Here is an 11,947-nt window from a genome sequence, read left to right as displayed (position 1 = left end):
TCGCGCCTCCTGCTTCAAGGCTGGGCCGGAGACTGTGGACTATCCCCGATGAACGCCCCTGACCAGAGCAAAGCCGATCTCGATTGGCGCGATGACCTTGTGCCGGTCTCGCGGCGGTTCGACGATCCCTATTTCAGCCTTGCGGGCGGTCTGGACGAGACGCGACACGTGTTCTTGGCGGGCAATGATCTACCCGCGCGGCTGCGTCCTGGCTTTCACGTGGCCGAACTGGGCTTCGGTACGGGGCTGAACCTGCTTGCGCTGCGGCTGGCCTGCCCCGAGGACTGCCCGATCCGCTTCACCTCCTTCGAGGCCTACCCGATGGAGGCGGACGAGATCGCACGGGCGCTGGAGGCATTTCCGGAGGTCGCACCCGTGGCCGGTCCTTATCTGGAAGCCTGGGCTGCGGGGCAGCGCCAGTTTCAACTCGGTCCGATTGCGGTGGAGATCATCGAGGGGGATGCGCGCGCGGCGCTTCCCGCTTGGGAGGGGAAAGCCGATGCGTGGTTCCTCGACGGGTTCTCGCCCGCGAAGAATCCCGAGCTTTGGGGCGACGATCTGATGGCCGAGGTCGGCGCGCATACGGTGCCGGGCGGCTCCTTCGCGACCTACACGGCGGCAGGCTTCGTGCGCCGCGCCCTCGAGGCCGCGGGCTTCGAGGTGAACCGGAGCCCCGGCTTCGGGCGCAAACGCCACATGTCGCACGGGGTGAAACATGGTTGAACAATCGACCCGCCGCGGCATCGCGCTGATGGTCGCGGTGACCTTCATCTTCGCGCTTCAGGACGGCATCTCGCGCCATCTGGCCGAGACCTATAACGTCTACATGGCGCTGATGGTGCGCTTCTGGTTCTTCGCCGCCTTCGTGCTGGTGATCGCGGCGCGCAGCCCCGGCGGGATCAAGCGGGCGACCCGCTCGGGCCTGCCTTGGGCGCAGGTGATCCGCTCGATCATCCTGATCACCGAGGTGATCGTGATGGTGCAGGCCTTCGTTTATCTCGGGCTCGTCCATTCCCATGCGGTCTTCGCCTGCTACCCGCTGCTGGTCGCAGGGCTTTCCGGGCCGGTGCTGGGCGAGAAGGTTGGCTGGCGGCGCGTGGCGGCGATCGGTGTGGGCTTCATCGGGGTGCTCATCATCCTCAAGCCCGGCTTCGGTGTGTTCTCTCCCTATGCGCTGATCCCGCTGGCGGCGGCGACGCTGTTCGCGCTCTACTCGCTAATGACGCGCTATGTGGGCCGCGTCGATCCGGCCTCGGTGTCCTTCTTCTACACCGGCGTGATCGGGGCGCTGGTGATCACGGCAGTCGGCATCTGGCACTGGGAGAACATGATCGCGTCGGACTGGGCGTGGATGGTCGTGCTGTGCTTCACCGCCGCGACCGGGCATTTCCTGCTGATCAAGGCCTATGAAGTGGCCGAGGCCTCGGCGATCCAGCCCTTCGCCTATCTACAACTGGTCTTCGCTTCGACGCTGGGCGTCGTGGTCTTCGGCGAGTCGCTGGAGTGGAACGTGGTGATCGGCGCGGGGGTCGTGGTCAGCGCGGGGCTCTTTACCCTGTGGCGCGCACGGGTGGCCCAAGAGGCGTGACCGCCTCTTTCGGCTTGGTTCAAATATCCCGGGGTGAGGCCGTCAGGCCGAGGGGCAGCGCCCCTCAATCGGTCACGTCACCGCGCAGGATGTCGGTGAATTTCACCTCGCCCTTGCCCAGCCGCGCGCGGTAGGGCGGGATCGCCTCGGAAACGCGCATGACGTAGTTGCGGGTCTCGGTGAAGGGGATCATCTCGACCCAGTCGATCACGTCGACCGTGCCGATCCGCGGGTCGCCGCGATCTTCCATCCAGTTGCGCGGGCGTCCGGGCCCGGCATTGTAGCCCGAGGCGACCAGCACCGAAGACGGCCCGAATTCGTCGCGCAGCTCGGCAAGATAGGCGCCTCCCAGTTTGAGGTTATAGGTCGCATCCGTCGTCAGCCGCGCCTTCTCGTAGGGCAGGCCGGTTTTATCCGCCATCATCTTCGCGGTGCCGGGCATAAGCTGCATCAGGCCCTGCGCGCCCACCGGAGAGCCCACGCCGATCGCGAACTGGCTCTCGCGCCGGGCGACCGCGAGGACGACTTCTTCCGGCACGCCCAGATCGTGGCTCGTCAGCCCCGGGATCGGCCAGAGCGCCTGCGCGATGATCTCGCCCTTCAGCGCGGCGCGTTTGCCGATGATCAGCGCGAGATAGGTGTCGTCCTCCTCAAGCGCGTACTTCGTGAGCGCGCCGAAATTGCCCGGCCCGAGGCTTTCCTCGAGATGCAGCACGAAGCGCGCACCCAGCTCGTTTTCGCCTGCTTCGTAGAGCAGCTGCGCGGCCTTGAAGACGGAAGAATGGCGTAGCTTGTAGCGCCGCCAGTCGGGCAGCTCGGGCCCCTTGGAGAAATTCGCAGGCAGGGACAGGTTCAGCCGCTCCGCCGACAGGAGCCCGTAATAGGCGTCCTGATTTTCCGCGCCTTTGCGCCATGCGGCCTTGGCTTCGTCGCTGCGGCCCAGAACCTCCAGCGCGCGACCTTGCCAATACCATGCCCGCGACGACGAAATCGGCCCGTCCACCGCCTTTTCGAGATTGTGGAAATGGCTGTAGGCCGTATCGGCGCGGCCCAGTTTCAGCGCGGCATAGCCCGCCACCCATTCGAGATCGGCGTAATCCGCCCCGCCCGGTTCCAGATGGTGCGAGGAGGCCAGATCATAGGCGCGCTGCGTATTGCCCGCGCGCAGATCCCAGCGCGACTGATAGCCGCGCAGGGTCGCCCAAAGGCCGGGGTCTTCCAGATCGGTTGCGGATTTCGACCGCTCTAGGATCAGCTCCGCCGCGCCGTCTTCCAGCCCGGCGCGCCAGCGCCACATCGCGCGGTCGCGGGCAAGTCCGGCGGAGCGTTCGACCATATAGCCGGGCACGGCGGCCACGAGATCGTCCACGCCATGCTCGCGCGCCTGCAGGGCGATCCGCGCCTCGGCGACGGCCTTGGTGCCGGGCGTGACCAGACCGATCATCCGGCGCGCGTCCGAGAGATGCCCGCGATCGAGCATGTTCTGCATCCGCCCGCCATGATCGGCGGAGATGAGCGAGGGGTAGTCGGCCAAGAACTTCGCCTGCTCGTCTTCGTCCATCGGCAGTTGGCGCCATGCGGTCTTGGCGACCTCGGCGGCCAATGCCTTCTGGCCCAAGGCGAGATGCGCACCAATCAACGCCAGCGCGCCGGTGCCGGTCTGCGGCGGGCCGAGTTTGAAATAGGCGATCACCTCGCGCGGCGGGATGCCGTCGAGCTTCGCCTCGCCCTTCTCGCGCAGCCACGGCATGCCGGGCCAGTCGGCGCGGCGGGTGGCGAAATCGAGATAGTCGGCGAAGTCTCCTTCGCCGTCGCGCAGGCGCTTCCACTCGATGACATCGAAGCCCAAGGGACCGACGCGGCGCGCGAGATTTTCAGCCTCGTCCCAGTTGCCGGAATTGGCCGCGGCGAAAGCATCGGACAGCGCCGAACTCGCGGCGCGAAGCGCGGCCGGCGAGAGCGCGAAACTCGAAGCCGCAAGTGCGGCGAGGAACTGGCGTCGGATCATAATGGCTGCTCGTGGTCGCGGGTTTGTCCCTTTGCTACGGGCCTCTCACAGATGGGGATGAATCACAAGTTGGCAACCGCCGCGCAACCGCCTATAACCCGGCCGATTTCCGCCGGGACGACTCACCTTCCCGGCCCAACCAAAAAAAGGAGCGTGTCATGTTCAAAGGGTCTCTTCCCGCACTGGTCACGCCGTTCAAGGACGGCGAACTGGATCTGGACACGCTCAAGAAACTCGTCGAGTGGCATATCGACCAGGGCAGCCACGGCCTCGTGCCGGTCGGCACCACCGGTGAAAGCCCGACGGTGAGCCACGCTGAGCACATGACCGTCATCACCGAGGTCGTGAAAGCCGCGAAGGGGCGTATCCCGATCATCGCGGGCGCGGGCTCGAACTCGACCGCGGAAGGCGTCCGGCTGATCCAGCACGCAGCTGAAACCGGGGCCGATGCGGCGCTCGTCGTGACGCCCTACTACAACAAGCCGACGCAGCGCGGCATGATCGAGCATTACCGCGCGCTGCACGATGCCTGCGAGCTGCCGATCGTGATCTACAACATCCCCGGCCGCTCGGTGATCGACATGATCCCCGAGACGATGGGCGAGCTGGCCAAGCTGCCGCGCATCGTCGGTGTGAAGGACGCGACCGGCAAGCTGGAGCGTGTCTCGATGCAGCGCGCGACCTGCGGGCCCGATTTCATCCAGCTTTCGGGCGAGGACGCGACCGCGCTCGGCTTCAACGCGCATGGCGGCGTGGGCTGCATTTCGGTGACCGCGAATGTCGCGCCGAAACTTTGCGCTGAATTCCAGGAGGCGACGCTTGCGGGCGATTACGCCAAGGCGCTGAGCTATCAGGACAAGCTGATGCCGCTGCACATGGCGATCTTCCTCGAGCCGGGTGTTGCGGGCGCGAAATACGCGATGTCGAAGCTGGGCATGTGCTCGGCCGAGGTGCGCCTGCCGCTGACCGAGCTTCTGCCCGAGACGAAGACCGCGATCGACGCCGCGATGGCGCATGCCGGTCTGATCTGAGGGTCCGAGCCAAGCGAAGACAAGAAAACGCCGGCGCGATGAGGATCGCGCCGGCGTTTTTCTTTGATGATGGGGGTTATTGCAGGGCGCTGCGCAGATCGTCGAGCGCGACGGAGCTGAATTTCTGAGGCTGTTCCGACGTGCTCGGCGCGGCGGGTGCAGCGGGCGCGACGGCTTCGGGGGCCGCGTGTTCGACTGCCGGGGCCGGTTGCGGGGCCGCGGGCTCCGCATTCGCCTCGAGCCGCGGCGTCGCCGTATCGGTCGGCGCGGGCGCATCGGTTTTCGGATGAAGATAGGCGAGGGTCACGGTGATCCGGCGGTTGGAGGGATCGCGGGGCTCTGCCGGTTTCAGCGGATCGGTGTCCGAGAGGCCCGAGACGCGGGTGATACGCTCCGGAGCGACCCCGGCGGTCACGAGCGCCCGGCGCGTCGCATTGGCGCGGTCCGAGGACAGTTCCCAGTTCCCATAGGTGCCGCCCGCTTTCTGATAGGGGACCGAGTCGGTGTGACCCGCGATCAGTACGTCATTGGGCAGATCGGAAAGGGCGCGGCCAAGCTGATCCATCAGCTTCAATGTCGGCCCGTCGATCTTCGCGCTGCCCGAGGCGAACATGGCTTTGCCAGCCTGATCCACGACCTCGATATTCAGCCCGTCCGGCGTGCGGCGGAACAACACGTTCTGCTGCAGCGGACGAAGGTCCGGGACGTGCTGGATCGCTTGCGTGATCCGGGTCTGAAGCGTCTCGAAGCGGGCGTCGTCGACGGCATGCGGCGTGACCGCAGCGGTCTTCGCGTCGGTCGCATCTCCGGCCTCAGTCGTTGCCATTGCCGCGGCTGCGAGCTTGTCGGTCGTCGCGTCGGGCGTGGTGTCCTTGGATTTACCGGAGGCGTTGGCCATCTCAGTCGAGGGATCGGTCTCGCTTCCGATGCCGGGATTGGCGGGGATGGCATCATTGGCACGCGAGGCGTTCAGGACGCCTTTCGGCCCGATCGTCTCGCCAGCGAGCGGACCGGTGCCACCGGGCGCCTGCATCGAGATTTTCGCCGGCGCGAAGTAATCGGCGATCCCGGTCAGTTGGTTTTCATCCGACACGGACAGGATCCACATCAGCAGGAAGAAGGCCATCATTGCGGTCATGAAGTCCGCGTAGGCGACTTTCCACGCTCCGCCGTGATGCTCGGATTCGTGATCGTCATCGCTCCGCTTCACAATGATCGGCGCTTGGTTCGACCGTGCCATGGATTGCCCTTTCCCACCTCGCCGACCGGAGCCAGCTGTATTCTCAGGGCATACGTGTCCTGCAGCCCCTGACTGTGGGTTGTCGGATTAAAAATGGGCCAAAAGAGGGCGATAATCGTTCATGATCTGGAAACAAAGCCGCGCAATGGTAGCTTTGGAACCGTTTTCGGGCGGCGGGCGTTGTGCGGCCCGCGCGCGATCAGGCGTCGTGAAGCGAGGCTTCGAGGTCGTCGCGGCTGTGCTTGCCCAGGCCGACTTTCTTGGCATAGGCCGCTTTGCGCGCCGAATAGCTGGGGGCGACAAGCGGCATATCGGCGGGCAGATTGAACAGGGTCCGATATTCGTCTTCGCTCAGCCCATGTTCCGAGCCGAGATGGCGCTTGAGCATCTTGAAGCCGCGCCCGCAGCACAGGCAGAAGACCTTATCCTCGGTCACCGCGTCTTCAATAGGAAGTGCGGGTTGCGGGCGTGCATGGCTGGCGTTCGCCGTGGCTGTGTCCGTTGCATGAGAGGCGCTTGCCTCGCCCAGCTCCTCGCCAAACTGCGCGGAGAGCTTCGCCACGAGGTCGACCACTTGATCCGCCGTTACATCCGCGCGGGCGGCATAGGCGGCAGCCACTGTCGCGATAATGTTAGCTGCATCCGTGGGCCGATCCTTCGACATGTGGTCTCTCCAATGCTTAAATTTTGCACTATCCCCGGATTAGTAGAGAAAGTTACGTGCAACATGCGTTTCTGTCAACAAACGCGGGTAACTGTGCTTGGGTTTCCTGCAAAGATACATTTTTTTGGCAGGATTGTTATGGCGAGTGCTTCGGCTGTCCTAGCGGTGATCAATGCAGTTTGTCGCGCGTGCGCCAACGCTGCTTGGCGAGCTGATAGTCCGGGGCACTCGTAGGATAGTCCGGCGGCAAATCCCATTTGGCGCGATATTCCTCGAAGGTCATTCCGAGCAGGTTTTTAAGATGACGCTTCAACATCTTGATCGGGCGGCCCGTCTCCAGGCAGATCAGCCGATCAGGAAAGACACTCTCCGAAATCGGCACTGCCGGGGTGCGGGAAGTCGCTGGCTCGCCGGCGCAAGCCGGGGATTGTTGCGTCATGTCTACTCTCACATGGTTTTGTTCTTAGGGGAAAGATTGAAGAAATTCTTAAAGTTAGGTCAAAGAAATCCAATTTTTCCGCTGAACGTCCGTCGATGCGTCCTATTTCAAGGCATAGGCTGGACTTGTCTGGCAAAAACACGTGAATTATCGCATATCGCAGGGATTATAATTCGAAAATGCAAAGATGTCAGGCTCGGCGGATTTATGCTCTGCCATCCAATCTGACGCTCGGCTTTATTCGGAAGTGACGGTGCAACGGGGATGGGCGTGAGGCCTGAGTTTCGCCCCGAAAGCGCTGAGGGATACGGGGAGTTGCCTTTTGTTTGGCTCGGACGCCATGCGGAGACAGAACGTCATCATCGTAGCGGAAGAAGGCGCTAAGCAAGGACAGTTGGCCGACTTCTTTCGCGCGTGCTGCGGCTGGGAGCCTTTGCCTTTCGCAACCGCGATTGAGGCCGAGCAATATATTCTGCTGCATGGAACCCCATGTATCTTGCTGATCAGCCTTGCCGACGCAGAGGGTGCCGCGGATCTGATCCGAACTGCGCGCGTCAGTACGAAGGAGAGCCTGATCTTCTTCGTCGACTCCACTCCGGACGGAGAGCTTGCTGCCGAGATGATTCTGGCCGGCGCCGATGATGTGATCCGACAGCCTTATTCTCAGAGGGAATTGGCCGCGCGTCTCTGGCTTCGGGCGGGCAACAGTCTGCCCATCAGCTTCCCCAGCGAAGAAAAGCGGGTCGCTCGCCTCAAGATCGACGAGGAAAACCGCCTGACCGGCCCTGATGCCGTCGAGGCGGTGCAGCTTACCCCCACGGAGGGGGAGATCATGATCGAGCTGATCCGGAGCGGCGGACGAATCGTCACGCGGGACGCGCTGTCGCGACGAATCGACAACTGCATGTGGGTCTATGGTGATCGCAAATTCGACGTTCACATCACCAAGATTCGCAAGAAGCTGCGTGACGCGTTCGGCGAGAGATATGTCGTGGAAACAGTGCGTTCGGCTGGATACTCGTTCTACGAGATTCCCGTCGGGAAGTCGCGCAGCCTTACAGCTTCAGATTGAGTTGTTGAGTCTCTGGGACTGTTTTAGCGGTAGTCGCTGTCAAGCTATTAATTGTTAACATCTCGGCGACTGATCGTGAGCACACAATCTGTGGTCGCACCATCGACAGACTGTGGATGATTGAGGGGGTGCCCACAACCGATAGTGTTTGAACCTATGAAAATTAGGCTTTCCAACACTTCGCCCGTTGTCGGTCTGGGGATAACTTGGCGGTCACGGGCTCGCCGCCTTCACGTAGAATTTATCCTTACTCGCCTTACGGTTTAACAATCCTTAACCTTACCGGATCGTGAAACACTGGTAATCTGCCGTTACTGGAATTTGGGGACTCGGGGATTAGGGATGTCCATGAAAAATAACGATTTGTTAGCGCAGATTTGGGAAGGTTCGGTGACGCAAACGTCATCGGGCGCAGGGTCTCAGGGAAGTTTGGTGGCGGCTGCGCTTCTGCCTGCGCACAGTGTTTTGCTGCGCTCGACTCGCAAGGATGCAAGCTTGCTCGTGCTGCCCGAAGCCGAAGAGCTTCTGCCGGGAATCTCGCTTGGTGATATTCTTGCGGAAGAGCTTGGAATCGAGGTGCCCTATGGAAGCCTCGTGGTGATCGAGCCGACGCAAGTCGCAGGGGTGAAGCATGGTTTTGGGGACCGTGCGATCGACCTCCGGCTGCCGGCGATGGCGTCGCCCGCACGTGGTGGCTTTTCGCTGCACGAAGATGCGCGGGATCGCGGCGCGACCGCGACGGGCAGTCACCTGTGAGCGCGAAGGCCGTGGAAAACGGCCGCTATGCGTTCTGCGCTCGGTTGGCGGACCGAGCCAGTCTGACAAAGTCATGAGTATGCCGCGCCGTCTCGAGAGGCGGCGCGGCCTACCGCGGCATTAATCCGAGGTTAACCAGAAAAGCCTCCGATTAACTTGCCTTTAATCAAGTAAAGCTTTCTCCAGACATGCCCCCGTGGTCTTCTGTTCTTCAAGAATAGAGCGGATAGAGGCGGAGTAATGTTTGCATTGAGCTTCCGTGCTGCACTTGATGCGCCATTTCTGAATGTTGAAGAAGAACGGCAGGCCATCTCGCGCTGGCAGGAATACGGAGATCGGGACTCGCTCGAAATTCTCCTGCGCTCGCATGTCCGTCAGGCCTATGCGCAGGCGCGTCGCTGGGCGACCAATCCGGTCGAGCTCGAAGACCTCGTGGCGGAAGGGATCATCGGTCTGATGCGTGCCGCCGAACGGTTCGATCTGACGCAGGATGTGCGGTTCTCCACCTATTCGCACTGGTGGGTGATGACCTGCGTCCTAAATGCGCTCGCCCGGATCAAGACGGTGATAGATGTGCCGGCGCGGGTCTATCTCGATGCGCGGATGGGGCGGCTCGACAATCCCGAGGCGAGCCAGCTTCTGACCGGACTGGTGGCGCTGGATGCCAAGTCGTTCGACGACAGCGATGCCGAGATGATGGAAATGATGCGCAGCCCGGACCTCACGCCCGAGGAGCAGACTCTGGCCGCATCCGCCGAACGCGCGGCGCACGAGGTTCTGGAAGATGCGCTGGACGATCTGGATGCGCCGGATCGCGAGATGGTCTTGCGGCGTAAATTGCAGACGCCGCCGGAGCCACTCGACGATCTGGCCCGCGATCTCGGGATGAGCCGCGAGCGCGCCCGGCAGGTCGAAAAGCGCGCGCTCATGCGGTTGAAGCGCTGCCTTGAAAAGCGCGGGTTCAGCCCAGCGATGCTGAACTGAGAGGGCTGGGATGGCACGTCATCTGATGATCGCAGGACATGGGCGCGCGGGTACGACGCTGTTCTACAATATGCTGCGCGAGACCCTCAAAGGGTTCGAGATTCCGCCGCGCGAGACCAGCGCACTGTCCACGATCGGGCAGCGGGGAGACTGGGTCAGCAAGCGGCCGCTGGATATCTTCCAGATCGCGAATATCGCGCGGGCCAATGTCCGCAACAAGCGGATCGATCTGATCGTGCCTCTGCGTGATCCGCGCGACATCCTCGTGAGCCGTCATTCGGCGGTGCCGGACGATTACTTCATCTCGGCAGATGCGATGTATTTCATCGGCGGCCCGGATGCGCCCGCGCCGGTCATGCCGGGGCTGCTGCAGATCCACGAGGCGATCGCGATCGTGCTGAAATCCGGCATTTTCCCGCAAGGCGTCTTCCTTCTGAAATACGAAGACCTTGCCGATGATCCCGACAGGATTCAGGAGAAGTTGCGCGATGCGCTCGATCTGAAGTTCGAGGGGCGTTTTTCCGATTTCGGTGCGGCCGAGATCCCGGAGGATTTGAAAGGCCCGCTCAACGGCATTCGTCCGGTCGAGAAGGCCCGCGCGAAGTGGCGCGACGAAGAACATCGGGCGCGCATCTACGATCAATTCTCGCGCTTCCCGGTGCTGTTCGATCTGCTCGAGCAGCTTGGCTACGAAAAGAACCGCGATTGGTTCGCGCCCTTCATGGAGTGGCAGGCGGCGTCGGGGCGCCGGAGCAAGCGCTTGGGTTTGGTGTGACGAGGGTGATGAGATGGACGCGATAGCTGCGACATTGCTGAAGACGACGGCCTCTGGCGCAGGGGCCGGGCGGAAGTCGTCATCGGAGGCGACCGGCTTCGGATCGCTTTTGCAAGGCGTGCAACCGGATGCGGGTAGTGCCGCGAAGGCGGGGGCGTCGGCGGTGGCCGCTTCGCCCAAGGGTGCGACAGCGGCGATCCTTGCGGGGAATCCCGCGCTTCAGGCCGAGCTGGCTGGGAAGCTGCAGAAGCTTCGGGACGGTGCGCTGGCCGAATTGGCGCAGGGCACGCCGGTCGGGGCGGTGCTGAAAGAGCTGGGCGCGTCTCTCGCGACGGCGCTCGCCGAGTTCGACGCCGCGCATGGCACGAAATTGCAGGAAGCTCTCGCCCAAGCGCTAAAGGGGATGCCGCTGCAAACTGGCGGCACGGCGGCAAAGCCCGCTTCGGATCATGCGCACGACAAAAGCGACACGATCGACGAGGTCTTTGCGAGCCTTCTGGTCTCGCTCGGTCTGCAAGCGAAGCCGCCTGAGCCCGCATCGCCGCAAAAGGTCGGCGCGCAGACCCCATCGGTCGCCGGGCTCATGCCCGCGCATTCTGCGGGCGACATTTCCTCTCCGGTGGCGCAGCCGAAGTCTGAGGCGCTGCAGACGCAGTCGCAGGTCATCACCTCCGTTCCGCAGGGGCTTGCCGGGGCGGTGCCTGCGCCACTGGCGCCGGAGGTCCCCCAGAACGACATGGACCCGCGCGTGCGTGCCGTTCTGGAAGCCGCCGCGAACGGCGCGGGGAAGACGGGCAAGACCGAGGCGCAGGCGGCAGTGCTATCCGCCGCGCCGGGCAAGGGCGATCCCAAACCGGCGCAGCCATTCGCCGAGGCCGCCCGCGCCGGGGCGCTGCCCGATGCGGCCGTGGCACGGCTCACGCAGCATGACGCAAGTCACACAGCCCGGAGCGAGGCTCCGGCGCAACCGGGGCAGACAGCCCAGCCCTCGCCGCGCTTTGCGGTCTTTGTCGCGACGCAACTCCGCCGCGCCGATCTGCAGGAGGGGCGCACTCGCGTGGCCCTGACCCCGCGCGGGCTGGGCGATATCGAGATCGACGTGGAGCGCGACAAGCACGGTCAGGTCAACGTGGTCGTTCGGGCCGAAAGTCCGGCGGTGCTGAGCGCCTTGCGCGGGGATCGCGAGACGCTCGCGGCGATCCTGGCGGGGCAGGGCCTGCAGATGGATAGCGGCGCGCTCGATTTCGAGCAATTCGGCGGTCATGGCGAGGGCGAAGAAGAACGCTCCTCCGGCCAAGGCGCGAGCATTGACGAAGACGTCCCCGTGCTGGGCGCCGATTGGCAGCCCACCATCGACGACGGACAACTGGATATCAGGACCTGAGGAGCC

12 protein-coding genes are annotated in these 11,947 nt (G+C 63.4%); 8 read left to right on the top strand and 4 right to left on the bottom strand.

The features are described from left to right. Positions 1–48: 48 nt before the first annotated feature. Together mnmD and BMI87_RS12875 are read left to right on the top strand one after the other, a co-directional pair. Positions 49–723: a tRNA (5-methylaminomethyl-2-thiouridine)(34)-methyltransferase MnmD gene (mnmD, locus tag BMI87_RS12880; RefSeq protein ID WP_078522015.1), complete on the top strand. Its 675-nt coding sequence runs from the start codon at positions 49–51 to the stop codon at positions 721–723. Then, positions 716–1,588, top strand: coding sequence for a DMT family transporter (locus BMI87_RS12875; RefSeq protein ID WP_078522014.1), 873 nt, complete (start codon positions 716–718; stop codon positions 1,586–1,588). The genes mnmD and BMI87_RS12875 overlap by 8 nt, the downstream gene beginning before the upstream one ends. 64 nt (positions 1,589–1,652) lie before the next feature. On the opposite strand, the gene BMI87_RS12870 is transcribed toward BMI87_RS12875, so the two are convergent. Beyond that, entirely contained in the window at positions 1,653–3,596 is a 1,944-nt protein-coding gene (locus tag BMI87_RS12870) for a lytic transglycosylase domain-containing protein (protein ID WP_078522013.1), read from the bottom strand. Between the two features lie 158 nt (positions 3,597–3,754). On the opposite strand from BMI87_RS12870, the gene dapA reads away from it, so the two are divergent. Beyond that, positions 3,755–4,627 carry a 4-hydroxy-tetrahydrodipicolinate synthase gene (gene dapA / locus BMI87_RS12865; RefSeq protein ID WP_078522012.1) on the top strand — a complete coding sequence of 291 codons (873 nt, stop codon included), beginning with the start codon at positions 3,755–3,757 and terminating at the stop codon, positions 4,625–4,627. 76 nt (positions 4,628–4,703) lie between these two features. On the opposite strand, the gene BMI87_RS12860 is transcribed toward dapA, so the two are convergent. From BMI87_RS12860 to BMI87_RS12850, 3 genes are all read right to left on the bottom strand, one after another. Next, positions 4,704–5,867: a flagellar motor protein MotB gene (locus BMI87_RS12860; protein ID WP_078522011.1), complete on the bottom strand. Its 1,164-nt coding sequence runs from the start codon at positions 5,865–5,867 to the stop codon at positions 4,704–4,706. Positions 5,868–6,066: 199 nt separating this feature from the next. Further along, on the bottom strand, positions 6,067–6,531 hold the full coding sequence (locus BMI87_RS12855; RefSeq protein ID WP_078522010.1) for a MucR family transcriptional regulator: 465 nt from the start codon (positions 6,529–6,531) through the stop codon (positions 6,067–6,069). A gap of 169 nt (positions 6,532–6,700) precedes the next feature. Beyond that, positions 6,701–6,970 carry a MucR family transcriptional regulator gene (locus BMI87_RS12850; protein ID WP_078522009.1) on the bottom strand — a complete coding sequence of 90 codons (270 nt, stop codon included), beginning with the start codon at positions 6,968–6,970 and terminating at the stop codon, positions 6,701–6,703. Positions 6,971–7,292: 322 nt separating this feature from the next. Between BMI87_RS12850 and BMI87_RS12845 the strand changes: the two genes are divergently transcribed. The 5 genes from BMI87_RS12845 (at position 7,293) to BMI87_RS12825 (ending at position 11,941) form a co-directional block, all read left to right on the top strand. Beyond that, positions 7,293–8,042, top strand: a complete 750-nt coding sequence (locus BMI87_RS12845; protein WP_078522008.1) for a winged helix-turn-helix domain-containing protein — start codon at positions 7,293–7,295, stop codon at positions 8,040–8,042. Positions 8,043–8,390: 348 nt separating this feature from the next. Next, the gene (locus tag BMI87_RS12840) at positions 8,391–8,798 is read left to right on the top strand and encodes a hypothetical protein (RefSeq protein WP_146681597.1); all 408 of its coding nucleotides are present in this window, start codon (positions 8,391–8,393) and stop codon (positions 8,796–8,798) included. Between the two features lie 240 nt (positions 8,799–9,038). Next, complete coding sequence (locus BMI87_RS12835; protein WP_078522006.1) at positions 9,039–9,782, top strand: sigma-70 family RNA polymerase sigma factor; 744 nt, start codon at positions 9,039–9,041, stop codon at positions 9,780–9,782. 10 nt (positions 9,783–9,792) lie between these two features. Beyond that, positions 9,793–10,557: a hypothetical protein gene (locus BMI87_RS12830; RefSeq protein ID WP_078522005.1), complete on the top strand. Its 765-nt coding sequence runs from the start codon at positions 9,793–9,795 to the stop codon at positions 10,555–10,557. 13 nt (positions 10,558–10,570) lie between these two features. Continuing rightward, positions 10,571–11,941 carry a flagellar hook-length control protein FliK gene (locus tag BMI87_RS12825; protein WP_078522004.1) on the top strand — a complete coding sequence of 457 codons (1,371 nt, stop codon included), beginning with the start codon at positions 10,571–10,573 and terminating at the stop codon, positions 11,939–11,941. The last annotated feature ends 6 nt before the right edge of the window (positions 11,942–11,947 follow it).

It is taken from the genome of Thioclava sp. F28-4 (assembly GCF_002020045.1).
In the GTDB taxonomy this organism is placed as follows: Bacteria; Pseudomonadota; Alphaproteobacteria; order Rhodobacterales; family Rhodobacteraceae; genus Thioclava; species Thioclava sediminum.
The sequence above is the reverse complement of the archived record's forward strand: the minus strand, read 5'-3'. Positions and strand labels throughout refer to the sequence as shown.